General features: G+C 67.8%; 15 protein-coding genes and 2 pseudogenes. 4 read left to right on the top strand and 13 right to left on the bottom strand.

Annotated elements, in window-relative coordinates; translation table 11 throughout:
• Window positions 1-413: 413 nt before the first annotated feature.
• From HHL19_RS18765 to HHL19_RS18730, 8 genes are all read right to left on the bottom strand, one after another.
• A complete protein-coding gene (locus tag HHL19_RS18765) occupies window positions 414-2,381 on the bottom strand; it encodes a hypothetical protein (protein ID WP_169091002.1) in 1,968 nt (655 codons plus the stop codon).
• Between the two features lie 64 nt (window positions 2,382-2,445).
• A complete protein-coding gene (locus HHL19_RS18760; RefSeq protein ID WP_169091001.1) occupies window positions 2,446-3,468 on the bottom strand; it encodes a YaaC family protein in 1,023 nt (340 codons plus the stop codon).
• Window positions 3,469-3,676: 208 nt separating this feature from the next.
• Window positions 3,677-8,092: an NACHT domain-containing protein gene (locus tag HHL19_RS18755; RefSeq protein ID WP_169090999.1), complete on the bottom strand. Its 4,416-nt coding sequence runs from the start codon at window positions 8,090-8,092 to the stop codon at window positions 3,677-3,679.
• 205 nt (window positions 8,093-8,297) lie between these two features.
• Window positions 8,298-9,239 (bottom strand): HNH endonuclease signature motif containing protein, encoded by a 942-nt coding sequence (locus HHL19_RS18750; protein WP_169090997.1) that lies wholly within the window; start codon window positions 9,237-9,239, stop codon window positions 8,298-8,300.
• Window positions 9,240-9,331: 92 nt separating this feature from the next.
• On the bottom strand, window positions 9,332-10,927 hold the full coding sequence (locus tag HHL19_RS38545; protein ID WP_169090995.1) for an AAA family ATPase: 1,596 nt from the start codon (window positions 10,925-10,927) through the stop codon (window positions 9,332-9,334).
• 276 nt (window positions 10,928-11,203) lie between these two features.
• A complete protein-coding gene (locus HHL19_RS18740) occupies window positions 11,204-12,436 on the bottom strand; it encodes a helix-turn-helix domain-containing protein (protein WP_346768555.1) in 1,233 nt (410 codons plus the stop codon).
• 163 nt (window positions 12,437-12,599) lie between these two features.
• Window positions 12,600-12,911 carry a hypothetical protein gene (locus HHL19_RS18735; RefSeq protein WP_169090991.1) on the bottom strand — a complete coding sequence of 104 codons (312 nt, stop codon included), beginning with the start codon at window positions 12,909-12,911 and terminating at the stop codon, window positions 12,600-12,602.
• Window positions 12,898-13,551, bottom strand: a complete 654-nt coding sequence (locus HHL19_RS18730) for a hypothetical protein (protein ID WP_169090989.1) — start codon at window positions 13,549-13,551, stop codon at window positions 12,898-12,900. Before HHL19_RS18730 ends, HHL19_RS18735 begins: the two co-directional genes overlap by 14 nt.
• A 109-nt stretch (window positions 13,552-13,660) precedes the next feature.
• Between HHL19_RS18730 and HHL19_RS18725 the strand changes: the two genes are divergently transcribed.
• Window positions 13,661-13,897: a hypothetical protein gene (locus tag HHL19_RS18725; RefSeq protein WP_169090987.1), complete on the top strand. Its 237-nt coding sequence runs from the start codon at window positions 13,661-13,663 to the stop codon at window positions 13,895-13,897.
• A 395-nt stretch (window positions 13,898-14,292) separates the two neighbouring features.
• Here HHL19_RS18725 and HHL19_RS37405 read toward each other — a convergent pair.
• From HHL19_RS37405 to HHL19_RS18715, 3 genes and pseudogenes are all read right to left on the bottom strand, one after another.
• Window positions 14,293-14,439 (bottom strand): annotated as a pseudogene (locus HHL19_RS37405) (transposase); the annotation flags it as partial.
• Between the two features lie 331 nt (window positions 14,440-14,770).
• Window positions 14,771-15,232 (bottom strand): hypothetical protein, encoded by a 462-nt coding sequence (locus HHL19_RS18720; RefSeq protein ID WP_169090985.1) that lies wholly within the window; start codon window positions 15,230-15,232, stop codon window positions 14,771-14,773.
• A gap of 237 nt (window positions 15,233-15,469) precedes the next feature.
• On the bottom strand, window positions 15,470-19,414 hold the full coding sequence (locus HHL19_RS18715; protein WP_169090983.1) for a polymorphic toxin-type HINT domain-containing protein: 3,945 nt from the start codon (window positions 19,412-19,414) through the stop codon (window positions 15,470-15,472).
• Window positions 19,415-20,367: 953 nt separating this feature from the next.
• Here HHL19_RS18715 and HHL19_RS18710 point away from each other — a divergent pair.
• On the top strand, window positions 20,368-22,446 hold the full coding sequence (locus HHL19_RS18710) for a trypsin-like serine protease (RefSeq protein ID WP_169090981.1): 2,079 nt from the start codon (window positions 20,368-20,370) through the stop codon (window positions 22,444-22,446).
• A 494-nt stretch (window positions 22,447-22,940) separates the two neighbouring features.
• On the opposite strand, the gene HHL19_RS18705 is transcribed toward HHL19_RS18710, so the two are convergent.
• Window positions 22,941-23,396, bottom strand: a complete 456-nt coding sequence (locus tag HHL19_RS18705) for a hypothetical protein (RefSeq protein WP_169090978.1) — start codon at window positions 23,394-23,396, stop codon at window positions 22,941-22,943.
• Between the two features lie 246 nt (window positions 23,397-23,642).
• Here HHL19_RS18705 and HHL19_RS18700 point away from each other — a divergent pair, with 246 nt between their 5' ends.
• Both HHL19_RS18700 and HHL19_RS18695 read left to right on the top strand, forming a co-directional pair.
• Window positions 23,643-23,963 (top strand): hypothetical protein, encoded by a 321-nt coding sequence (locus HHL19_RS18700; protein ID WP_206325807.1) that lies wholly within the window; start codon window positions 23,643-23,645, stop codon window positions 23,961-23,963.
• Window positions 23,948-24,493 (top strand): annotated as a pseudogene (locus HHL19_RS18695) (GNAT family N-acetyltransferase). Before HHL19_RS18700 ends, HHL19_RS18695 begins: the two are co-directional and overlap by 16 nt.
• Before the next feature lie 329 nt (window positions 24,494-24,822).
• Here the strand turns inward: HHL19_RS18695 and HHL19_RS18690 are convergent.
• Window positions 24,823-25,368, bottom strand: coding sequence for a S1 RNA-binding domain-containing protein (locus HHL19_RS18690; protein WP_169090977.1), 546 nt, complete (start codon window positions 25,366-25,368; stop codon window positions 24,823-24,825).
• Between the last annotated feature and the right edge of the window lie 88 nt (window positions 25,369-25,456).

Genomic DNA, 25,456 nt, shown 5'->3' with positions numbered 1-25,456 from the left:
TGGCTGCTCTGGTGTCGGCAGTCGAGGTTGACCCCCAGCATCTCGCCGACCTTCTGCACAGGTACCGCCGCCTGCCTTCGGGCACATTCGCTGGCGACAAGGATCGCGACGACCTTCCCCTGGTCCGCCCACCTGGCCCGCGCCGCATGGCTCGGCCTTCCTAACGAGCACCGGGGATCGAGGTCACATCATTCAGCCAGCAGCCATGCACCTGCAGATGGCAGGCGCGCCGCGGGTCTGCTTTTGACGCAGGTCGCGGCGGACTGATCGTTGTCGTGTTCGGCTACCGTCGCCGTACCCGGAGCCGGCGTCCTCGACCAGGACATAGGCGAGCCCGGACTGCAGCCCCCATCAGCAGGGGCGCACCGTGCCGCGGGGCGGCGGGGGCCTGTGTCACTCCTGTGTTCTCGGGCTCAGAGCCACTCGGGAAGTACGGCCGACAGGCTGCACCAGGAATGCATGCGAGACAGTTCGGCTGTTGCCTGGGCTGACGTCTTCCCGAGGCGCTTGTGCCGGATGAGTCCGGTGAGTGCCCAGGCGAGTTCTTCATCACCTGCGAACTTTGCCAGATCCCGGAAGCCGCGCAGGCGGGTGATCGCTTCTGCAGGTGCCTGGTCCATGGTTTGCGCGGCCTGCAGAGCGGTCCATCGGCGCACGTGCTGGGCGGAGAGGACGGGGGCGTTGTCGTATGTCCATGAGAGCTGGGCTCGGAAGTAGGCCATCATCTTCGCCTCGCTGTCCTGGGGTGCTGTCGCGAAATCGCGCCAGGGAGCGAGGGGGCCGGCCAGTGTGTGGACTTCGTCTTTCTGGTGCACGGTGAAACTGAGCTCGTCCACGTGAGCTGGCAGGTAGAGGCGGATGAGGCCCAGGTGAGTGGAGAGCGCAGGAGTGGATTGGGTCCGGGCTTCCACCTTCCAGTGCTTCTCCCCTGGTGTGATGGCGATGTCCCGGTAGCTGGAGTTCTCCAGCATCACGGTGATCATTTGCTCGGGGGTGAGGCCCAGTGCGGACCAGAGGTCTTCGGTGGCGAAGTTGGTGAACCCGAGCTCGCCCATCGCCTGCCACAGCGCCAGCTGGCAGGCGTGGATGCTTTCATAACCCTGGAAGACACCGTCGATGACGTCGCGCCACACCACGGTGCGGGTGTTCTTCTTCCGCTCGATGACCACACCCGTGTCGTCGTAGTGGACCAGGGCGTGGGCACGGCCGGTGCGCAGGTCGTTGTCCAGCCCGTCGAGGAGGTCGCGCAGGGCTGGTTCCTGTTGCGCTGCGGTGATGAGCTCGGTGGCGTTCTTGTGCCGCAGGTTCGTGTAGGCGGCCGTTTTACGGCCGCAGGCCAGCAGGAGGGCGGAGGCGATGACCTGGCCCGGTCCTTCGACCTGGGCCATCGCAACGCCGAGCAGGGCTCGGCCGGCCTGCCGGGAGTGGGTGGCGTGGTCGACGGCGTGGACTGCTTCCATCGATCCGTCGAAAAGCTCGTGCAGGGCCCGCTTGAAGTCGCTTTCGAAGACCGGTTCTTGTGCCAGCGTCCGCAAGACCTCGGGGTTGGAGCGGAACACGTCATAGGCGAGGCGCATGACCTCACGGAAGCGCTCCGGGTCGAAGATGCTCTGGGCCAGGACCTGCCCGATGGCGAACATGACTCCAGAGCCGTCGACGCCTCGTGAGCCGGTGACGCCCTGGAGCTGGTCCCGGGCTGCTGCGTCCAGGGCCAGCAGATCGGGCACCTGGTAGGTACGCAGCGCGCGGGCCAGTAGGATCGTCTGGATCCGCGCGGTGTCCCGCTCGGCGGACAGAAGGTGCGCTCCGTCGGCCGTCGTGTTGGCTGCCTTGATGAGTTCTGCGGCGTGGTCGTGGTGGCTTTGGGCCTGTGTCCCGTGTTTCTGTGCTTCCAGAGGGGTGGAGGCCAGGAGTGCGGCGAGGTAGGCGTCGATCATCGAGGTCAGCTCGGCGACCAGCTCACGCAGGGTGGTGAGCAGCACTTTCAGCGGGCGTCTGACGTCGGTGTTGTGCACCATGGCACGCAGTTCGGTGAAATCGGCTACGCGGGCCTTGAGGTCTGACGCTCCATGGTCGGTGGCCTGTGCTGCTTCTGCTACTGCTGTGAAGAAGCCGCTGCACCAGGTTGCGAGGCGCTTGAAGAGGGCAGCGTGCAGGGTCTCGGGGACTCCGAGCGGACCGTTGGGCAGCGGGGTGACGGGCTGCGCCAGAAGTTCCCGCGCCTGGGCGGCGGCCTCGCGGCGGGCACGGCCGGCCGTGTCGATCTCCCACGGCTGGGGACGGTGGCCGCAGTCAGGGCAGTCGACGCCGCGGATGCGGCTGATGCCGCATCCGGAACAGCTGATCTGCGAGTAGGACAGCTTGAAGGCGTATGAGGTCATGGAGCGGGATCACTTCTGTCTGTGCGCATACTGTCGGCGTCTGATGGGTTCATCGTCTGCAGCGTCAGTTCGAGACCTCTTCGATGGCGCCGAGGATGAGGCCGGGGAGAGAGTCGATGGCGCGCTTCAGCACGCTTTCGATGGGAACGGCGTGAGGGTTGGTGTCGACGCTGATGAGTCCAGCCCAGGTGGCGGGTTCATAGCGGGCCAGCATGGAAAGCGTGTACACCACCGACCACCAGACCATCAAAAAGTGGGGTGCGCGTCCTTCTTGCGAGAGTGACGGCACGAAGTAGCGCGCCGGGCCGTGACCGCGAGTGAGGCTTCGCATGTATGACGGCTCGTCCTCGGAGGGTGCGTGGCCTTGGAGCGGGGGCCAGCTCACCTCGATTTCCCCGCCACCGTTGCGGTAACGGGTGAAGCTCGGCGGCCCGTCGGGGTCGAGGGGTCCGCGGTCGTACTCGCGGTGCCGGTCAAGGCCCGGGTATCTCGCGAAGAAGGCGTTCAGTGTTTCCGTGCTGCCGTCGTGGATGACCCAGTCGGGGATGTCGCAGACGGAGGCCTGCATGCCAGAGTGGGGGTCGTCGTGCATGCTGTGCTCGTCCATGTGCAGAGCGGGGTGACGGTCCCGTCCGGTGAGCGGGTACTTGAGGTTGACCGGCAGCATGTCCCAGACGTCCTCGAGGCGCACCGGGTCTGCCTTGCCCCAGACCGGTGATTCAAGGAGTTGGCTCAGGCGAACGAAGCTGCCCCGTGATGTGGCGGGGTCGGTGCGGATCTCGATGTCGGCGAAGGGCTTGTCAAAGCCGCTGGCTTTGATGCCATGGCCCTCAAGCCGCCAGTCCTCGCTCTTGAGGTCGACCGCTGCGGCGGCGATGGCGCGGCCGGCCTGACTCAGGCCGTAGAAGACCTGCAGGGGGCGAGTGGGCGGGCCCACCACGGCAGCCGCGCGAAACATCTGCTCTGCTTGTTCCAGTGCCGCTACGTACGTCTTCCGGCGTTGCCCGCTGCTGGCCTTGCTGGGCGGGTCGGCCCGGCTCGCACGCAGCTTCTCCCATGCCTCGTCAGGCTCCGCCTTCATGTACATGCGCTGACGCTACCTCGCCGCTGTGACATTGGTCAGTGTGGTGTCCGGCGTCCTGGGCGTGATCGGCCCGTGGTCCGGCCGGTGCTGTCTTGGTAGCGATGAGGCCCCGAAACGAGAGGGGTGTTCACTGGGGTTTCGTCGGTCATGCGGGATGTCGCGTTCGGTGGCCACGACGGCGCAAAGCCCTGCTTCGATGGGGTGGTTGAAGTCAGGTGTTGCGCTGGGCCGACCTGCGTGCGGTGCAGTCGAGTACGAAGGCACGGACGTCGAGGTCACGGATTTGGCTGAGTTGATCGGCTTGGGTGTTGTAGGTGTCCCCCAGTGCTTGTGGTGTCTGCCCCGCGGCAGGTGGCTTGCGCTCGGCAGCCGTCCACTGGTCTTTGGGGAAATAGGCGATCAGGTAGAGGCCGTGTCGGGTGTTCAGCGTGGGGAGGTAGTCGTCGACAAGTTGGTTCTCCATCGCGGTCTTGAGATGGGGGTGCCAGTTCCCCTTCACCTCGATGGCCGCCTGGGCGAGGGGCGCGTCGGGCAGGCGGGGTGCGTGGGCGGGGTCGGCCTGGGCGGGGGCCTGCAGGAGGAGATCGATGCGGTCGCCAGCGCCTTTACTGTTGCGGTTGATCTGCACCTCACGGTCGATGAGGATGCCGCTCTGAGCAAGGCTTTGCCTCAGGCTGTAGGCGAGGTAGTCGGAGATCAGGTTTTCGTCTTTGGGGAACCGGAGCCGTTGCTTGCTCTTCTGGCCGCCAGGCAGGGTTTCCAGCTCGGTTTCGTTCCAGAAGATCGTTGCGGGCAGTGTTCCCTGCGTGAGGTCGTGCTGGATGTTCTTCAAGAGGGAGACAACCAGGTCCAGCAGGTCGGCGCCGTCCTTGATCAGTCGTCGACGGGGGTCTTGGACCAGTGCTCTGAGTTCGGCCGCACTGGGCCGGCCCCATGAGTGCTCTCGATAGGTGCGCTGCGCTTCGTGCATCAGTCTCTGGACGATGCTGGCATCGGGCCATTCTCTGTGCAGTTCACGCAGAAGGCGGACAGCCTCGGCCGTTCCCCGGGAGGACAGGTGGTCGAGTACTGCGTCACGGCGCTCTGTTCCACTGCGGTGTGATCGCGGGCCGGTGGCGGAAGCGTCGGTGGGCGGGTAGGCGTTGAGGAGGGTGCCAGCGAGTTCGCCCACGGCTTGGGTGGGCAGCTTCGCGACCCAGGGCGCTGTGCTGTGGGTGTGCAGAATGCGGGCGGTAGCGCTGTCCACGATGCTGGGATCGCTGCGCAGTCGCTGGTGGGCTGTCGGCCAGATCTCTGTCGGTGTCTCCGTGAGGAAAACGCTTAGGTAGACGGCATCGAGGCGGGCGTCGCGTGTGGGGCTGGAGGTGGCCAGAGGCTCGCCGAAGCGAGTCAGGACGCCCCGGCGGGTGTCGGGTGTCGCGTGCTTCAGCAACCGGGACAGCAGGGAAGCCAGGGCGTTGTGTCCTTCGGGTCCTGTGGCGGGGTGAGGGGCTTTTTGGTGCGCCTGCTGGGTGAGATCTGTCAGCAGGTTCACCAATGCTGTCTCGAGCGCCGGCGTCCAGATGCTTTCCGCCAGGTCGAGTTCGACAAAGTGCCGTTGCTCCTCGTAGGAGGTGCGGGCGAGGGTCAGGTAGGTGCTCGTGAGCTCGTCTGAAGCGTGCGGGAGGGCTCGTTCCAGCAGCCGTGCGCGGGGCAGGGTGTTTCTGGCGCTGTTGTCCGCAGAAGGAAAGGCCAGCAGGGTGGGGGCCCAGGCCCGCCACTGCTCGGGGGGAATGGCGGTTAGCGCTGTGTCGCTGTCGAGCAGGAGGGTGAAGGCGAGCACCGCCGCCCAGGGGCGCCCGGGAATGTCGGGGGTGCCGATCCAACTATCGTCGGCCGGCAGGGACTCGGCGGCGAAGCGGCGTGCTGCCTCACGCAGGCGGGGCTCGTGATCGGTGGGGAGGATGCTGGTGCCGGGTGCGTCGAGGAGATTGCCCGAGAGCTGCAAAGTGAACTGCCCTGTGTCCGGGTTGTGCAGGAGGTTGCGACACAGGGACACAAAACTCGCGGCATCGCCGGTCTCGGCTTGCGTGAGGAAATCGCAGGTGGCAGTCACGTATTCGGCGAAGCCTTCCCACTCGCGAGGGCCCGGGCGGCGCTTGGCCATCCTGTTCCTGGAGCGGTCGGCGGCCTCCCCGTCGATAGGCATGGCGTCGAACGAACTAGCGAACACCTCCTTCCACACTCTGGTCTTGTGCGTGGCCCAGGCGGTCTCCTGGCCGGTGTCTGTGGAGGAGGCGAGACTCCATACAAAGCGCAGGGCGGGCCACACGTGCGCGGCCTTCGCGTCCGTCAGGCCTCCTTCCAGCTCGATGAGCCAAACAAGATCGTCGGCGTCAAGGAGGCTGCTGCGGTCCTCGTGCGGACCTTCTCCGTCGGACACTCGGCCGGCGCCAGAGGCCCGCGAGGCGTGCCTGCGGGGCTCGCGCCATCCCTCGGCCAGAAGGTAGGCGTCCTCGGAGTCCGCAGCAATGTCGATGAGCTGAGCGACGAGGGCGCGGCGCAGATGCTGTGCCTGTGCGTGTGCTTTGCCGTCGTCTGGCGGCGTGCATAGGGGTGCCGGGACCGCCAGGCTGGGGTAGGTGCGCAGGTAGGGGCGCAACCATGCCGCCAGTGCGGGAAGGTGATCCTCCGCGGACGGGCCGGCCAGTGCGCGGTCCGCAAGCGCTTGGGCCATCTCCTCTGCGTTGATCCAGGCGCTCCAGTGCGCGTTAAAAGGAATCTGGTTTTCTGCGGCCCACTCCAGGAAGGGAGCGAGCTCGTCTTCGTTGAGGGTGAGTGGCAGTTCGTGGCAGAAGCGTGTGTAGAGGCTCATGGAGGTCTGCGGCGGTGTGAGGGCTGCGAGAAGCTCGGCCGTTCCCAGCCAGGGGCGGCATGCTTCCAGGACGGCACCGCGTAGGGAGTCATGGGGGTCGCGTTCGGGGTGCTGCGCGAGTTCTGTCAGCAGTGGCGTGAGTGCTGGGGCTGCGGCCTCGCGGTCGAGCATGTCGGCGACCTGGACGGCATAGCGGCGCAGGACGTGCGACTGCCTGGCGTCGAGGGCGATGCTCGTCACGTCGCCGAGCAGCTCGGTGAGGTTGTTCGTTGCGATCAAGGACAGGACGAACTCGGTTTCGTCGGCCGGTGTCTGATCGGGGTGACGTACAGCGTCGTCGAGAACGCGTCTCAGTTGGGCAGCCAGGCCGGTGTGGCTGAGGCTCGAAGCCTTCCACCAGGGCCCGTGGCGGGATGACTTCTGCTTGATCTGCTGCAGCAAGCCGTCGACCATCGCTTCTCGACAGTGCTCGTCGTCGATGTAGGAGCTGTAGGAGGCGATGGCTTCGGGGTCGGCCCCGATCAGCCAAGGTCCGTGTTCGGGGCGTAGGGCGATGAGCCAGGCGGCCAGCTCGTGCAGGTCTGCTGGGATGCCTGGCTCGCCGATCTCGCCTTGGTACAGCAAGAGTGCGTGCAGCTGTTCCCGGGGCAGACTGTGGTCGGCGAGGTAGCGGGCGGCCAGGTAGGCGGCGATGGACGCATGGGCGGGCCCTGCCGCTTCGGGGCCGTGGCTGGCGAACAAGGGACTGTTCAGGACGCTCTCGATGATCGGGCGCTCGATGACGAAGGTTCCCTGGGAGGTGCCTTCCTCGGCCCCGAGGAACGTGTCGATGGACAGCAAATGGGCGTCAGGGGTCGGCCGGCGTCGTTTGCTGACGCCGGCTGCACCGGTGAGGAGGCAGTAGCAGGCGAGGCGGGCGGCCGCGGCGAACCTTTGCTCCTGGGTTCCCTCAAGGCCGTCCGGGTCTCGGTCCTCTCCCTGGCTCATGAGTGCGTGCGGAAGTGCAAAGGCGTACAGGGCTGTGCGGCTGGTGGGTAGGGCCTGGTCGGCGGCGAACATGTCGAGGAGCAGCTGGAGAGTCAGTGGGGCTCGTGCCAGTGCCTGGGCGTCGGCATCGATCACCGCCTGGAGGAAGCGGTCGCCGTCGAGGTCTCGTGCCGTGGCTGCTGTGATCAGGTCGGAGCGACGCAGTGGTGCGAGGGTGTAGGTGTGGGCGTCTGTGATGCCGAAAGCATCGGCGGCTGCCTGTCGCAGGATGTCGTTGTAGGCCATGCCGCGGCAGGCGATGAGAACCTGCAGTGAGGAGCAGTCGTACTGAGTGGCGAGGTCGGTGAGCCAGCCGGCGATCTCTTTTGCTGTGGCCTGGCATTCGTCGACTCCGTCGAGAACCAGGAGAAATGGTTTCGTCTGCTCGATGCCGGTGGCTGGGGCTGAGGGCGCAGATGGAGAGGGATCGAGTCTGTCGAGGACAGGCCGGGCTTTGCGGACCAGGTCGTCGAACCGGGAGACCTGTCCGAGATCGACTCGTCCGGACGCGTCCCAGCGTACGGCGGAGCTGCTCGGGTCAAGGACGGTGGTCAGCGCGTGTGACTTGCCGATGCCGGCCTCGCCCAGAAGCACCGCGGAGGTGGCGCATGCCTCGCTGAGGGGGACAACATCGGCCCGCCCCCCGGCCGTGAATCCCGAGCCCCACGTCTCGGGGTCCAGCAGGAATCCGTCCTCGTCGACGGGTACGGCATCGTTTGCCGGAACGCAGAACCTCGCCAGGCGCACACGCCCCCCTTAGTTGGAGATCAGCCGAATCTATCCCAGACCATCTGCGTAGGTGGCGCTGAAGGCGCCACGTGTGCGTTCTGCCATGGGTACCCCAACTGGTCGGCCGTCCGGAAACACCGCGGGCGGCCGACTGATCGTCAGAAGGCTCGGCGCAGGGTTCGTGGCGGCTTCCCGTCGTTCCAGGTGCTGCCGGGGTGACCTACTACTTGGCCGGGACGATCCGGACGTCGGTGACGCCTTCCTCTGCCCGTTTGAGGTCGGCGTAATCCCCGACCGCCGCCGCGCTGTAGCGGACCGCAGACGTATGGCGGCAGTTGTTCCGCACCCATGTGATCTTGTAGTTCCGCAAGCCGAGGTTCCTCCCCCTGGCCGTCGGCGTCCCCGTTCCGTTGAACGATCCGCGGCAGAAGTCGGCGTCTTCGGCCCAGGCGTCATACGCAACCCCTGCCCAGCCGTTCAGGTCGTCGGCTTGGTGGCTCCCGGCCAACTCTTTCAGGTAGGCCATGAGTCCGGTCGCGCCACTCTTCTCCAACTGCGTGTCGAAGATCCGGCGCATGCCGCTGAGGGTCTGCTGGGCCCTGCTGCCGTAACGCGTCGCCATTTCCATGAACTCGAACTGGTTGCGGACCCGGTCGGTGAGCACGGGGTCCCAGTGGGGCGGCGGGTCCACGAAGTACCTGAGGGCTCCCTTCGTTCCGGGTATGACCTCCGCCGCCAGCCAGACGTCCGTGGAGACGTTCTCGAAGTGGGGATGCAGCAGCACTCTTCGTGCATCGTCCGAGGTAACGTCGCTCTTCTTGTAATTGCAGAACTCGCAGATCCCGACGAGGTTGTCAGGGGCGACACACAGTGCGGGGAACGCCTTCTTGGGCAGGACGTGGTCGAGCTCGGACACCTCGCTGTGGCGGCACATGGGGCAGAGGTCCTCGTCACGGCCTTCCATGACTTCCTCGTAGATCACCCGGCCTGGGCCGGCCCGCATGCCGCTCTCGTAGACGATGTCCGAGACCTTACGGTTCGGAACCCCCGCAATCTGGAAGTCTTGTGCCCTGAGGGTGTGCAGGCTGCTCGTGAGAGCAGCCGTCCGATAGGTCTCGGCGGCCTCTTCCACCGCCGGGGCGGCGTCACGGAGCTTGCTGCCCAACCCTTGGTTGTTCACCGTATCGCGCGAGACTCCCGTGCAGATGTCCCAGCTGGCTCTGGCGCTCACCTGCGTCACGGGTTGAGATGGCCACATCAGCGACCCTCCGCCCACTTGTCCGCGAACAGGACGTGGACCAAGCCCTTGGCCTCGTCTCCCAGCTGACCATCGAAGGAATCGACGACTTCCTCGTATGTGTCGAGCCGCTCGACTGCCTTCTCGATCTCGGCGTAGAAGCCGGACTTCTTCACTTCGAGGCCGAAGATCTCGTGGGTGAGCACTCCGACGTTCTCTCCGTACGTCTCCAACCTGGGTCGCCGGGCGCGCCCTCGGGAGCGGCGGATCCTATAGGCGCAGGACCGGGGGACCTCCTGGAGTACGACGGGCGAGTGCGTCGCGGCGATGGCGACACCGTTGCGATCGGTCAGAAGCTCGGACAGGGCGCGGACGAACGAGGACAGGAGCGGGGGGTGAAGATGCGCCTCGGGTTCGTCAAGGAGTACCAGTGTCCTCTCCGCGACCAGGTCCACGAGCCGGGTGAGGGTGAGCAGCACCAGCGCATGGCCGGAGCTGAGGCTCATGAAGATGTCACGCCACGGTCGGTCCGCACCGTTCGCCAGCTCGTTGCCGATGCCCTTGAGGAGTCCGATCGGACTGTCCGCGAGGGGAGTGTTTCCGTGTTCGTCGCCGATGACCGCGGCACTGAAGTGGCGATCGCTTGCCAGCGCGTGCAGGGTGTCGGCCCACCGAACATAGTGCCCGGAGGTGGCGATCGATCTGAGACTGTCGATGAACTCGCCTGCCAGCTCCTCGCGCTCTTTCAACCGGGACGCGCGTGTTTCGCCCGGCTCATCACCGTCTTCGTGCGCGGTGAGGCCGACGTGCTGGAACTTGACCTCGGGATCGGGGTCCACGCCGACGAAGGGGTCGAATGCGCTGAAGGTGACGAGCAGGACGTTGGCGAAGCCGACATTGTTGTTGTAGGTGATGCTTCCTGCCGTGGGCATCGGCGTGCGCTTCGGGTGTACCGCTGCTGTGGCCAGTGAGCGCAGGAGCGTGGTCTTCCCGACCCCGTTGGGGCCGATGAGCACATGGATATTGCTGGAGGGTACGGACGCGGGACGGACCTCGAACTCCAGCGGGGGGTGGGCGACCTCGCCGGCCGCTTGAGGAAAGTGGTAGCTGAACCGGTACTCGGTGCGCCGTGGGCCCCCGGTGGCAATGCGCATCCATTGCTGCAGAATCGTGCTGACGGAGACGTTGCGCAGGAGCGAGGTGCGGAACACGGTGCTCGACCTCGCCAAGGCCGCCAGTTCCCTCTCCGCGCGTGCGGGGCTCTCCATGGTGGTGACATCGCCCAGGCCCCGGAGGATCTCCTGCCCCGCCCGCCCGAAGTCATTGAGCGTCTCGTAGTAGAGGGCGTCCTGGCCGACGGAGATCCAGGGGCCTTCGTCCGTCGGCAGACCGTCGGGGAAATCACCCCGCGGTACGGGGCTCGGCCCAGGCTTCTGGCCGGCCAGCGCAATCTTGACGCGGCCGACGCCGACCGGACTGGTGTTCTCGGCGGGACGGAACCACAGGTCGTAGCTGGTCCTGAAGCCGAAGTCGTCCCAGCTGTCCGGTACGAGGAGGGCGGCGCGGGGGCCGAGGTCGGAGGGGGCCCATCGGTCGGGCTGGACAATGAAACGCACTGGGGCCTCCGGGATCACGGCGCTGCTCGGCCCCGAAAGCCTAGGCCGCTCCTCCCGCGACGAGCACGGGAGCTCCACCGGGACGCCCGAGACGACGCCTGAACTGCATGACATGTACACGCCATTGCTGGCACTTCGCGGATCGCCCGACTCAATAGACTTACCGATGGAGTTGCCACATCTCCCAATAAATCTAACGCACCCCAGTTCAGCAGCATGATCCATTCGAGTCTAAACATGAATGGGCAGCTCAGAAGCCCCTTCAATTCCCCTCCATCAATCTGCAGCACACCAGGTCAACGCACCTGAGATGTTGCAACTAGAGGGGTAACTGACAGCGGGGCCGCGGACGTGGAAGCGGGGCAGGTCGGCGAGGACGGGGTGGCCGTCGATCGCCTCGCACGGCGCCGGGTCGACCGGCTCCTTGCCGAGCGAGCCGGGGTTGTGGACGCTGTGCCGGCGGCCCTCCGCGTCCGGCTCCGAGGCGCGGGTCGGCGGGTGCAGAGCGGTCATCAGCTCCAGGCCGGTCACCGCCGTCGAGCCGCGCGGGGTCATCACACGCCGCGCGTACAGGCCCAGCGTCCGGGCGAGTTCCGCCGGCGGCAGGCCGGCCGCATCGCCCCAGGAGCGGGTGTCGAGGGCCCGCCAGGACGGAACGCACAGCTGCACGCACGACCGCCGACCGCCCTGGGCGGGGCGGTAGATCCTCGCCCACGGGCCGAACCCGCGGCGGGTCAGCTGCCATTGCGCACCGGCCAGCTGCTCCAGGACCGGGTGGTCGCCGGGCAGGCGGCCCGCGGCCTGCTCGTCCTCGCTGAGCTCGGCCGGCAGCCCGAAGTACTCCAGCGCGGCCGGGGTGAGGGCGAGCACCGGGTCCGCGTCGCGGCCCCAGCTGTCCAGCCGGGCCGCGCCGAGACGGGCCTCGGTCAGGGTCCACTCCACCAGGTCGGGCAGTGTCCGGGCGGGGACGTCGAGGACCAGGCCGTCGACGCAGTACGCCAGCAGCCCGCCGGTGGTGTCGGCCTCGACGACGGCGAGCGGTCCGTTAGCGAACCGCGCGTCCAGCGCCGCGGTCGAGGTCTTCGTGGCCGCGGTCTTCCGGGCGGCCGGACGCTTGGGCGCGGATGCCGGCCGCGCCTTGGACGGACGGGGGCGGGCCCCGGCCGGCGCAGACGCCGGCTCCGGCGCCGGAGCGGGGACGGGCGCCGGGGCGGGGCTGTCGGCGGCCGGCGGCGGCTGCGTACGCGACACCGGGGCGGGTGCCGGGGTGAAGGCGGGGTACTTCTTCGCCCAACCCTGCAGCAGCGCCAGGTAGGGGTCACGGCGAGGTGGGCGCGGGTCGCTGCGGCCCGCCTCCCAGTTCTTCACCGTCTGCGTCGACGTCTCCAGAGCACGCGCGAGCACGGCCTGGGTGACGCCGGCCGCCTCACGCAGCCGGGAGCGCTCGGCAGGCGCGGGCAGCTCGGGGCCACCCTCCAGCAGTTCCTGCACGGCCCTGAACAGGGCCACTTCCCTCGGATCCCTCTTCGGGTCCACAGACATGGCTCACCTCCACGAGAATCCTATCGAACTTAACCTTGAATTTGTCGAGTTGAGAGAAAATGGCCAGCTCAGAAAGCTCGAAGGCTAAATTCGTTCGAGACTGAGGGGAGCGTGCGAGCCTGGGGCGCAGTCACTCGGAGCAGGCGGGCACCGGGGGGGCGGGGCCGAAGTCGGCGGGGATGCCGACCTCGACGTGCGGGTCGAAATCGGAGCTGTAGGGTTCGCGGCCGGCGACGATGACCGGCTCGCGCAGGAGGCGCCCCATCGGGATCCGGCTGCCGAGCCTGAGGTCGGCGCCATCCGGGCCGAGAGCGAACCAGGCCAGGGGCGCCTCGTCCGCGATGGCCTCGACGTAGGTGCGGTGCAGCGTCGCCCCCTCCGGGATGCCGAGCTCGGGGAGCTCTTCCCGGAGGCGGGCGACCAGGCGCTCACTGGTGCGCACGTGCGGCCTTCCTGCGCGCCTCGTGGGCGAGGCAGGTGCGGCAGGTCAGCTGCGCCGTGACGATGCGGTATCGGGTCTCGCGGCTCGAACTGCCGCCGGTCCGGCACTGAGGGAAGGGGTCCTCGGCGGGCGCGCCCGGGGTGAGGGTGTGGACCCTGCCGCCGTTGACCGGCATGCACCGCTCCTCCGCCCCCGCCTCCGTCTCCTCGGAGGTGACGGTCGACTCATCGGTCTTCGCCTCGGCGGGGGCCGCGTAGGGGAGCATCTCGCTCGCGGTGTGGGCGCCTTCGGTGCCGTCGAGGAACTCGACCGAGTGCACCTGCACCCGCTGCAGACGCGATTCACCGACGGCCTGGTAGGCGCCCCAGGAGTGGCACACCTTGCCGACCCTGCCGTCCACGGTCACCAGGGTCCCGAACGGGATCCGGGTCGTCGGCGTCTCGTCCACGTGGACGCGTACGAGGCGGACCTGGCGGCCGTCGCGGTACTCGATCGAGTAGTCGGTGCGGTTGATGCTCGACACCGTCCGGACGGTCTTCTTCGCCTTGTCCATCACGGCCGCGTTGATCTCGGCCTGGACGGCCCTACGGGAGACCGGGGTGGTCGTGCCGTTCTCGGTGCGCTGGTAGATCGTGCTCATGGTGACCTCTCCCCGTCGGCGATACGTCAAGTAGATTGGCCAAGCCACTTGACTATTGTCAAGCGGCTTGGCCTACTTTCTTGGCGTATCGCGTGGCATCATGGCCGCCATGGACACCACCTCCCCCCTCGACGCGGCCGCCCGGCGCTACCGGTACGCCGAGGCAGAGCTCGACAAGGCACGCGCCGAACTCACCGCCGAGGTCGTGGCGGAGCTGGACGGGAACGACAAGCGCGGCGCGCAGGCCGACGTCGCCCGCCGCACCGGATGGTCGCGCGAGCAGATCCGCCAGGTCATGGCCCAGCACGCCAAGACCAAGAAGGCCCAAGCGCCGGCGCCGGAGTAGCAGCGCCTCCAGGCCCCCGTCCTCATCCGGCAGGACGGCGCCCCACCCTGCCCCGAACCGAGGCACGTACGAGCCAGCCGCTCCCGTCCTCACCCTGTGGCGAGTACCTCCCGGCCCCTATCAGGTTCGCCTATCAGCAGGCCCATTCACCTGGGAAAACAGGGGGTCGACCTATCAGGTTCAGAAGCTGACTCACCGTGGTGAGTGCCACTCACCACGGCCTCGGGGCCCGGCTGTCGCACACCCTCGGAAGCGGTGCCCGGTGTGCTCGCCGAACGCGAGCTCCAGGCGCCGGAGCTCACCCCCGCGCCCCGTTCCGGCACCCTGGTGCCGGCCTCCAGCAGATGCGACGCCCGCAGCGGCGGGGGATGCCTGTGCTCACCGGGAACAGGCAGCCGGGCCAGGCGGAGTTGGGTATAGGCGGCGAGGATCAGCCAGGACCAGCGGTCGGCTGCCTCGGGGGTGCGGATCTTCGGGCAGGTCCAGCCGAGGGTCTGCTTGAACAGGCGGAAGGTGTGCTCGATGTCGAAACGACGCAGGTACGCGCACCGCGGCCCGGTCCGCGTCCGTCCCGTGCGGACGCGTCGTGCCAGCGGCGCAGCAGCCGCCCCGCGTCCTCGTACAGGCGCAGCTCGGCGGCGGGGCCCAGGGGCAGGCCCCGTACGACGTGGCCGGGCAGTGCCGAGCGGAGGATCGCGCGCGTCCGTGGGTCGCAGGCCAGCAGCCGGGGCGCCTCCGTCTCGCGCAGGTGCGGGGCCCCGGCTTCCCCGGTCATATTTCGCGGAGGGGGTCTGTCAATCGCTTTACAGCCCCATCAAGCGCTGTCGTTGTGAGCTGCCACAAGGCGCGCACTACGTTGGCATCGGCATGTATTCACTCAGACGCATCGCGCATGACTACCTTCAGCGCTTCCCATGATTCCATCGGGAAATCGTATCCCCATTCCTTTCTATACCCTCCCATTCCATATCGGTCAAGAATCTCACGCACCATGTCTATAAATGCGCCGATGAATTCTCTCGCCGAGACTCGGTGAGCCTGGCGGAGTTCCGCGTTCTGCCACCATGTCCCCGGCTCGTTAAGGTTGGGAAAAGCGACTATCTGGACGAAGAGTTTTTCACTCTTCTGGTTGAAGAAGACGCGAGTCCCGTTCGGCTCGTCAAAGAATGTCACGAAAGTGGCATGAGATCCCGCACCCAGATCGCGAACAGCGTCGATGAAATCATCCAAGACTCGCGGATAGACGCACGAGGCGAGGAGTCGGGTTTCGGATCCTCCGAGCGACCACGTCCATTCGGCCCATCCGGCCCCCAGTTTCCACTGCATGCTCTGCATGGCTTCCGGTGCACTATCGTAAATACTGCCAGCCATTAGAATCGCCACCTGCCGTAACAACTACCGAGCTCGCGAGAGATCTCGAAGCTTCCGTAGTGATCCTTGTTTCTCACCACTTAAACAGCGCGTGGTGGAGTGGATCCCACCACCCCACCACGCGCGACGTTCGACCTGAAGGAACTTTCCTACTGTTCTCGTTCAGTCGTCCGCTTCGGTAGATCCCCTACCGGAAAACACCTACCCCTTGTACTGGCTCTTCGGAATCGGATATGCCGTTCGCAGTGTACCGTCCGGGTTCACGATTACCTCCACATGCTGGAGCGGCTGACCATTCGCATCCTTTCCGATCGCATATCCGAAGTCTTCTTGGTAGACCAAACCATCCCTGGGGCTTCCGTCCGGATTAAAACCAGTGTTGGGCCTGCCTCTGTTGTTCGCCACGGCATCCCTGATCATGTCAGCAATTTCATCGAGATCGGCCGTCTCGTAACGACCATTGCCGTAAACATGAAATACAGTCTTGCCCGACGAGAGCGGACTTCCCTCAATGTGCCGTTGAAGCACGTGCTGCCATCCGTCGTAGCCGGTGGGATTGAGCGCGAAGAGCTTCGAACAATCGTCGTTGTGGGTGAGTACGGGGGTGGCCCCGGCAAGCACATAGTACGTGTGGAGGTCGTTGACGCTCAGGTTGTAAGCCGGCTGAAGCCCCTTCCAACGATCGACCTTGCTGATCTGTACCGGTGTGCCTGCCGGAGTGCGCAGGGTGTCGCCGACCTTGAGGGCCGCTGCATCGATCCAGCGCTTGCGGTTCTCCGCCCAGTAGGGATGGTGATCGGTCGAGGTGAGCGTGGCGCCAGCGGCCGCTTCTCCACGCAACTGGATGTCGGTGAAGTCTCGGTCGTCGGGGGTGTAGATAGTCGCTTCGACCCGTCGGGGGCCGGTGATCCCGGACTCAGGATCAGTTGCCTTTACCAGATCCCCGACCCGGATACGCTCGATGGGCTTTGAGGAGCCATCCCCCAGCAGCACCCGCGTGCCGGCCGGGAAGCTGTTCTTGGGCGTGCAGCCGGGGAGGCCGGCGCCCTGCTTCTTTCTGATGTTGTTGAGCGTCTCGAAGAGGCTTTCGGCCTTCTTGGACCACTTCAAGGCCTTGGGAACCGCCGCGCCGTAGCCGGCGATCGGGACCATCGAGGCGCAGGAGAGTGACGCGTCAATATATTTGCTGTTGTCGTCGGTTGCGTAGCCCTCGATTGCATAGAAGGCGCAATTGGCGCCGTCAGCGATCTCACCGTATCCGGGGATGAGGCCGACGACGTCGAGAGCGGCATGTCCGAATTCGAGGTAGAATTTCTGTTTCTGCTCGGGGGTGGCGGTGACCCACCACGTCAGGGCAGCCTGGCCCATTTCGAGCCCGACGTCGACGGCTTCGTTGAAGGCGCTTCGGAGCTGGATGTACTTGCCGTAGGCCTTCTGCCACCATGACTGCTCGGCTGCCCGTGCCTGTTCGGCGAGGTAGGCGTCGAGGTGCTGCTGATAGACAGCCGCTGCTTCGGCAGAGTTCTTGCCGGCGTTGATGGAGGACTGGCGTGCCGCTTCGGCTGCTGCGTAGGCGGTCGCTGCGTATTCGCGGGCCAGGCCGGCGTTTGCCTCGGCCCAGACAGCCGAAGCGTTTGCGTTGCGCGCACTGCTCTGCGCCTGACGCTGGGCGTTGCGCGCGGTGGCGGCGTAGCCGGCGGCCTTGGTAGCGGAGGCCTCGGCCTGGTCGGCGGAGGCTGCGGCATCCGCGGCATAGCCTGCAGCGTTGCTGGCGTAGGTCTGTGCCTGCTGTGCATAGCCGAGGGCGTCGTTGGCCGCGTCCAGGGCGGTGGCGGCAGTCTTCAGGGCTTCAGCGGCCCGCTGCTGTGCGAGCGCTGCGACCTGCGCGGATCCGGCAATGACGTGTTGGATTTGCGCAACGTGTGAGGCGTTGGACTGGTCACGCTGGGCGGCCTTGTACTGACCTCGCTCGACGAAGGCCTGCCGGGCCGGCGCCGGGCTCTCCAGCGCGATCTCGGCATAGGCCTTGACCTCGGGTCCGCCGTTCTCGGCCAGGTAGGCGACGGTGACTTGGTTGTCGCTGTGGCGGGCGGAGTACTGGATGGTGGTGAGGAAGTCGAGCAGCGGCTGGTAGCCGTTGTCGTTGATCGCCTTCTCTGCGGCGCTCTTGACGGCCGGCCCGCCGGCTTCACCGATTCGGGCTACCTCGACCCGCAAGTCCGAAGCGGCGGCGGTGTACTGGCCGGTCTCCAAGAAGGCATGGATCTGCGCCGCATCGCCGGCCAGTGCCGTCTCGGCGGCGCTGACCACCGCCTCGTGCGAGGAGTTCCGGGCGAGAGAACGGACCTGGTCGCGTTCGTCCTGCTGGAACGCGGACCGCCAGCCGTCGCGTGCGTACTGGACGACGACGGCGTTGTCCGTGGCGGCGAGTGCCTGCTCGGCTGCAGCCTTGCCCCAGACACCCTGGGTGTGCAGCGCGGCCAGAGCCAGCTTGCGGCCGGTTGCCGCGACCACCTCGGTGTCCGCGGTCGGCTGCGCGGCATCCTGAGCGAGGCGGACGAAGTCCGCGTGCAGCTCGTCGGACTCGGCCTTGGCCTTGGCGCTTTCGGCGAGAGTGGCGTTGTAGGCGACCTTGGCGTCCTTGGCCTGGTTGATACCGGTGGCCGTGCGGGCAGCCAGCTCCTCGGCCTCGGCCTTGCGGGCCAGGTCGTGGATCTCCTTGGCCTTCGCCACGGCTGCCACGGCCTCGTTCGCGCGCTGCAACGCGGCGTCGGCATGCGCCTTCGACTCGTCTGCGGCTTCCTTGGAGCCAGCCGCGTGCTGACCGGCCTTCATCGCGGCATCGGCGGCGTCGCGGGCGTGCTGGGCCGCCGAACGCGCCGCGCCGGCGGCGATCCGGGCCTGCCTGGCAGCATCGGCCGCGTGACCGGCTGCGGCGTTCGCGGCGCGGGTGGCCTCGGCGGCGTGCCGACGCGCGGTGGCAGCGGCGGCACGGGCCTCGGCCGACGAGGCACCCGCCTCTTCGGCGTAGCCGCCGGCCTGGTCCGCTGCCAGAGCGCTGGCGTCCGCGTTGGCGACCGAGGAAGCGGCAGCGCGGGCGGCCACTGCCGAGGCGTCACCGGCGATCGCCGCCCGGTCCGCGGCCTTCGCCGCGTCGTCTGCCGCAGTGGCCGCCTTCAGAGCCTGCGCGGACAAGTGTTCGTCACGCTGGCCGTTGGCGGCGCTGTGCAGGGCGTCGGTGGCGGCACGGGCGGCACCGGCGGCCGCGTTCGCGGCCGAGCTCGCGGCCGCTGCCGCGACCTGGGCTGCGGCGTTCGCGGAGCGCGAGGCCGAGATGGCGGCCTGTGCGGCCTGTGCGGCCTTGCGGGTGGACTCCGCCGCCCGGCGAGCCGCATCAGCCGCCCGGCCGGCATCGCTCTTGGCCGCTGCGGCTTCCTGGGCAGCCCGCTGAGTCTCTTCCTTGGCCAAGCGCGCGAGCAGGATCGCCTTGTCAGCGGACTCCTTCGCCGCCTTGCTCTCCCGCTCCGCCGCATCACCGGCCTCATTGGCCTGCTTGGCCAGCTCGGTGACCGAGGCGTACTCCTGGTCCTGCGCTCTCGCCACGTACTGACCGAAGCTCAGGAAATCCCGGACGTCCTCGATGGATCCGTTGAGAGCCGCGCTCGCGCCGGCCCGAACCTTCGGGCCACCCGCAGTCTCCAGCTGGGCCACCCGTACGCGGGCGTCGGAGTCCCGCTTCTCGTACTGCCCCTCGCTCAGGAACTGCCGTACCGCCTCGATGTCCGAGTTCAGTGCGGCTTCCGCAGCCGCGTGCAGGGCACGTCCGCCCGTCTCGCCGATAGCAGCCGCCTGAACACGCTGGTCCTGGGCCAGAGGCGCCTTCCACCCCTCCTTCAAGAAGGTGTCCAGCTGCTCGGGTGTCCCGGCGAGAGCCGCCTCGGCAGCCTTGCGGACGGCCGGCCCGGCGTCGGCCACGACCTGCAGTGCGGCCTCGCGGTCATCAAGGTTCTCCGCGATCGCCCGGCCTGTCTCCAGGAACGCGCGGATGTCCGCTTCCGAGCCCACCATGGCCGCCCCAGCGGCCGATTTCGTGGCGGGACCGCCGTTCTTCCAGAACGCCAGGACCTGGCCGCGCTCGGTGCCCACGGGCTCCGCGGACACCGCCGGTGTCGCGGATACAAGCCCCGTGACCAGCGTCAGAGGCAGCATTACCCCTGTTGCCTGTCGAACCGGGCGCCACCTCCGATCCGCCAGCCCCCATCTACTTCCTACTCGGCGCACGCAGAAATCTCCTCGAAAGTCGTGAGTTGCCGAACATGGGCATGCCGAACGAGGCCAGGGTGGTCACCTGGCCGACACTGCGCGGTTCGCCGGGCATGCCGCATAGCCGCACAGCCGGCCGCCGCCCCGGACGCTCCCCAGGCCAGGCGACGGCGGCTGGACCCTGCGGGCTTCCTTGCCCACGGTGCGGCTCGACGTCCAGCAGAGAGACGAAGCAGTGATGCGAATGGTTGTACGGGAATCGGAACTTTCTAAACTCCAGGTCAGGCGCGGGACATCGACCATCGGCTGCTGCGCCAGAAGACCGGGCGCGGCAGGCCCGAGTGCCAGCGCGGTAGGCCTGCCCGAGTGAGCAAGCACGGGTGAGGTGAGCCGAAGGACTTCCGCCGAGCCGGGGCTTCAGCGCCCGGGCGGGATCCGCCACACCGGGGCCGGATTGCAGCCGAATGCCTGTCGGGCCCTCGCTGACGAGCGCCCCCGGTCTCCGCCCCCGCGCCTGCCGGCCCACGGCACCCGGCTGCCGTCCCTGGGCTTGTCATGGTGCTGTGGCGACACGGCCGCCTCTTTCCGCCAGGGTCCGCCTCATGCCGTGACCTGCGGTACTTCTGCCCTGCATGCCAACGGCGGGGGCTGAACGCCTGACGTGCCACACGGAGTCGGTACCTCGGCATGTTCATGGTTATGCTGCTCGGCGGCCCCCAGGCGATCTTCCCGAACCGCGATGAAGCGGCCGGGTCTCTCTTGCGTTTCCGGTACGCCCGGAAACGTTTCGGCAGCATCACCGGATCGTCTCCGGGGTGCCCACAGAAAGCGACTTCATGGCTTTGCGTACACGCTGGTGGCTGCCCGCCACCACGGCGACCGCTGCTGTCCTGCTGGGGACCGCGACTCCCGTGGCCTCCGCCACCGGCGAGCCGGCCGCCAACGCCGGTGCCCCGTTCGTCTACGAGGACGGCTCCTACCCGGACAGCGACCAGGTCTTCGCCGAGACCGGCGCCCGCCTCATACGCGGCGACGGCGGCATCACCTACACCTCCTGCTCCGGCCCGTACCAAATCAAGGTCTGGGCACGCGGTATCAAGCTGGACGAGGAGCGCATGTGTTTCGCCGCCCCGCGCGGCACGGGCTACCTCACCGTCAACATCCCCGGTGCCTACCGGATCCAGACCTACGAGCGGTCGGTCAAGGCGAGCATCTCCGTCCAGGACGAGCAGAAGACCCTCGACTTCCCCGCCAACACCGGCAAGGGCTTCGGCGAGGCCGGAGCCGAGCAGACCGAGGCTGTCCTGCTCGACATGCGTGTCACCGGCACCACCGCCACCACCCCGCCCGGCGTGTCCACGGACATCTTCGGGCTCGGCTTCAACGGCAAGCTGACCATCGGGGACGCCAAGCGCACCTGCTCCGCCGCGCTGGTCGACCCGGAGTGGGTCATCTCGGCGAAGAGCTGCTTCGCCGACAACCCCGCCGAGAGCAACACCGTCGCGGCCGGGGCGCCGAAGGACAAGACCACCGTCGTGCTCGGCAAGCCGCAGCCGTACCTGGCAGGTGGTCACACCAGCGACATCGCGCAGCTGGTACCGCACCCCGACCGGGACCTGGTCATGGCCCGCCTCGCGAAGCCGGCGACCGGCATCACGCCTGTCCCGCTCGTCTCCGGTACGCCCGCTGCGGGTCAGCAGCTGACGGTCGTGGGTTTCGGCCGTACCAAGACCGAGTGGGTTCCGTTCTCCCGCCATGACGCGGCGTTCACCGCCGGGACCGTCGAGCCGGCCGGATTCGACCTCGCGGCCGCCGATCCAGCCGATGCGACCGTGTGCGCGGGCGACGCCGGCGGGCCGGCGCTGCGCCACACCGGAGTCAACACCTACTCCCTCGCCGGCATCATCAGCCGGTCCTGGCAGGGCGGCTGCCTGGGCAGCACCGAGACCCGCACCGGGGCGTTCGCAAGCCGCGTCGACGACCTCGGCGAGTGGATGGTGCAGGCCCGCGCACTCGCCCCCGGATGGAAGGCCGAGACCCTGGTACAGGCCGGCACCAGCCTCTACCAGGGCATCCGCCTGGCCGACGGCTCCTGGACCGGCTTCACCGACATCCAGTCCAAGGCCGGGGACATCAGCGGTGTCCGCACGGCCGCCGCGGCCGGTATCAACGCCGACACCCACGTCGTCGCCCTCGGCGGTGACGGAAAGATCCACCACACCGTTCGCAAGGCGGACGGCAGCTGGGGCAACTTCGGTCACGTCGGTGACGTCGCCGGCACCCTCAGCAACGTCACGCAGCTCTCGGCCGTCTCCATCGGCAGCGACCTCCATGTCGTCGCGGTCGCCGGCGGCAAGGTCTTCCACACCCTGCGCAACGCCACCGGCCACTGGACCTCCTTCGGCGACGTCGCCGGCGCCGTAGGACCGATCGGCACCGTCACCACCGCGGCCACCGCGAGCGTCGGCGGCGAACTCCAGCTCATCGCCGTCAGCGGCGGCAAGGCCTTCCACACCATCCGCAACACCGCCGGACAGTGGAGCACCTGGGGCAACGTCGCCAGCGCCGCAGGCACGACGGGACCCATCACCTCGGTGAGCATGGCCGGCACCGGCGGCGACGCGCAGATCGTCATCGCCACCGACAACGGCACCCGGCAGTACCACACCATCCGCAAGGCCGACCGCACCTGGGCTGCTTTCGGTGACCTCAAGGACTACCTGGGCGCGGTCACCGTCAAGTCCCTCGGCGCCGCGCACGTCGACGGCGAGCTCCAGCTGACGGCCACCACGGCCGACAACAAGCTCATCCACATCATCCGCCACGCCGACCGCACCTGGACCCCGACCACCACGGTCACCCTCCAGGGCGTGACCGGAACCCTCGGCACCACCGCCATCACCGGCACCCTTTAGGACCGAACACACCGGGGCGCGACGCGCGCCCCCGGCCGCGGGGCCTGCGCTACGAGCCAGGCCCCGCACTTCTTCCCAGACCGCCGAGGACGCCCGCTGCCGGCACTGCGCCACCTGCCCTTCCTCGTGCCGGCCGCGTCGGATCTGGCTGCGGAACCGCGTCTGCAGGCCGGCCCGCTCGGGTCGTTGCGCGGGCAGCTGCCCACGGCAGCCGGTCCACCTCCACGATGAGACGCCGGATGACACCGGTCTCGCGCGGCTCCCCCAAGCTCGTGGGGCGGCCCCGGCGGACAGGCCGACGCTCCGTCCCAGCGAGGCAGGGGCTGGGCGGGCGGCCCGATCGCACGGGCATGCAGTCCCATCCGACTCCACCGCCACCTGACCTCGGAAACTGGCTTTGTTCACGAGAACCGACAGCACCTGTTCACCACTTCCGGAGGCACCGGGATGGTTCCGGATCGAACAGACGCTGCGTGGAAGCCCTCCACGCAGAACTACTTCGAGTCACGTGACTGTTGATCCCGACCATCGGTTCCGGGGAGCGTGGCCGCGCCTGCCGAACACGCCTCCTGTGATAGCTCCCTGATCGAGGGCTGCGAGGCCGCAGGGCCCGGGGGCGGCACCTCGAAGGCGTAACAGCCCGTCACCGACCGCTCATACACGAAGATGAAGGCCCGCGGCGGTCCCTGACCGAGGACTTCGGCAACCACGGTGACCGCCTCGCCATGCCGTGTCACGCCGACGTAGCCCTTGGCTGGCTTCGCGGGAGGGAAGACCCGAGCAATCTCCGTATCGGGCAGGCTGCCGTCAGCCGCCGCCTCGCCCAGCCGGTCGCGGAGCAGTTCGACGTTGTCCCGCAGGTTCTGGCGCGCTTGGGCCTCATCACGCGCTGGCTGTGTCTCCAGCCAGATCAACACGCCGACGACGGCCACGAGCAGCAGTCCCAGCACGGTCAGGCATCCATTGATAAGGCAGCCGCCCGGCGTACCTGTCCGGACCTGTGATCGTCTCCCCATAGGCACAGCGTGGACCGCAGGTACACGACAGGCCCATCCACTTCCCCAAGTCGTGACCAAAGTGCATCGTCACCAGTGAGACACCTCGCGGGCCCTCACAGCCCGGATCTCATCGGTATGCCATTCGAACACTTTGGACTCACCGCCTCCGGAAGTGGTGAACAGGTGCTGTCGGTTCTCGTGAATAAAGCCATCCTGGGTCACCCCGCGCAGGCGGAGGCGGCCTCGCACCGGGCGCTCGCCGCGCTGCCGCCCTCCTACCGGCACAACAGGGCGCACACCACGGCCCAGCTCGCCCTCGCGCAGCTCCACCAGGGCGACATCGAACAGGCCTGCGCGACCAGTGGTGAGGTGTTCAGGATCATGGACGGCGCTCCGCTGTCGGGCCGGATACGGCAGCTCCTCGGAGACTTCCAACGCGACCTGATCGCTCACGCACCCTCCGCGCGCCTCGCGCACGAATGGATGGACCGCTACCGGACCGAATGGAGCCGCTCTTGAGCACCGCCGCCGTCACCCTCCGCCGCTTCGGACACGCCGACCTGTCGGCCATCCGGCAGACCCTCCTCGACGTCCACGCGGACGCGTACGCCGACGACATGACCGAATTCGACGAACGCTTCCCCTGGTTCGTGGACCACTGGGGCTCCAACCCCGGATTCGCCTGCGCCATCGGCTACGACGACGGGAAGCCGGTCGGGTTCGCGTACGGCGCCCCGGCGAACCCGGGCCGGGAATAGTGGCGCGAGCACCTGCCCCAGGCGCCGGCGGACGAGTCGACGTTCAGCGTCTCGGAACTCATGGTGCGGCCGGCCTGGCGCAAGACCGGGACCGCCCAGCGGCTGCACACCGCGCTCATCGAGGACCGCCCCGAAGCCCTAGCCGTGCTCCTGGTCGACCCCGACCACCCCAAGGTGGCGGCGCTGTACGAGAGGTGGGGCTACCGGCGGATCGGCAACAGGCAGCCGTTCCCGGACTCGCCGCTGTACGCGGTGATGCTGCGCAACCTGAACACCCCTTCTGCGCCCTGACGCCCCCAGGCCCCGCGTCCCGCGCAGCCGGCCCCGGTCCACGGGGCTCCAGCCGGCCGCGCCGGGGAAGGAACAGCTTTCCTCTTCCTCCGGCATGCGGAGAAAGAGGTGTCGGCGGCGAGGAGGGCTGACCCACAGGGCCTGACCTGCGGCAATGGAAGGTCGCGCGAAACAGGCCCGCAACCGGTGACGCAACCGGTGGCGCAACCCTCCACGCAACCTGTGACGCAACCAACCGTGCAACTGGTAGCGCAACCTCCACCCACAGTCAGCTCTTCGCCACTCCCGGCATCCGATGCGGCGGCCTTCAGGGACCGTTGGGGCGCGGCCTACCCCTGGGGCAGTTTCACCGTTCGGCGCTGCCGGTCGACGCCGGCGACGAGCACGACGACCTCCTCGCCCACGGTGAAATCGGCCTCGGGGTCGGGCCGGTCGGGGGGCAGCTCACTCACGTGGGCGCACCCCTCGACCCCGTCGGCGATCTCTACGACGAGGGCGGACGGAAGCCGCAGGGCGACCCTCCCTATCAGCTTGTGCCCTACGTCCACGCGCTCGGCGAATGCCTGGAAGGGATCGGGCCGCGTGGCCCTGAGCGACAGCCGGGCCTCCCCGTTGTAGGTGTCGAACTGGAGGAACACGCAGGTGACGCGCTCTCCCACCTGAACGACTTCCGACGCGTCGTCGAAGCGTCGCCAGCTCAGCTCCGGCAGCGTCAGAAACCCGACCCCGGGGAAGCAGGGATACGGGAGACCTGCGTCCAGGTCGACGAACACCCCGAACGGTTCGATGGCCGCGACGGTGCCGGAAAGCAGCTCTCCCTCCCGCAGCGAGCCCAGGAACTTCCAGAGCTCCGTGTTCCGGGTCGGTTCGATCATGGCGTCCAGCCTTTCACGGTACGCCGGGGACTAGGAGCGCGTCACCGTGCGGACGGTGGCCGTTGCCCTGCTTCGAAGGCTGACCCGG

Origin of the sequence: Streptomyces sp. R302 (assembly GCF_012927245.1) — a bacterium.
Taxonomy (GTDB): domain Bacteria; phylum Actinomycetota; class Actinomycetes; order Streptomycetales; family Streptomycetaceae; genus Streptomyces.
Note: the sequence above shows the minus strand (reverse complement) of the source record. Positions and strands in the feature narration are given on the sequence as shown.

Bases quoted from the DNA above. Each gene is read 5' to 3' on its own strand.
- HHL19_RS18760 (WP_169091001.1), bottom strand. From the start codon at position 3,468: ATGTACATGAAGGCGGAGCCTGACGAGGCATGGGAGAAGCTGCGTGCG.
- HHL19_RS18720 (WP_169090985.1), bottom strand. From the start codon at position 15,232: ATGCAGAGCATGCAGTGGAAACTGGGGGCCGGATGGGCCGAATGGACG.
- HHL19_RS18710 (WP_169090981.1), top strand. From the start codon at position 20,368: ATGGCTTTGCGTACACGCTGGTGGCTGCCCGCCACCACGGCGACCGCT.
- HHL19_RS18725 (WP_169090987.1), top strand. From the start codon at position 13,661: ATGGACACCACCTCCCCCCTCGACGCGGCCGCCCGGCGCTACCGGTAC.
- HHL19_RS18730 (WP_169090989.1), bottom strand. From the start codon at position 13,551: ATGAGCACGATCTACCAGCGCACCGAGAACGGCACGACCACCCCGGTC.
- HHL19_RS18690 (WP_169090977.1), bottom strand. From the start codon at position 25,368: ATGATCGAACCGACCCGGAACACGGAGCTCTGGAAGTTCCTGGGCTCG.
- HHL19_RS18765 (WP_169091002.1), bottom strand. From the start codon at position 2,381: ATGACCTCATACGCCTTCAAGCTGTCCTACTCGCAGATCAGCTGTTCC.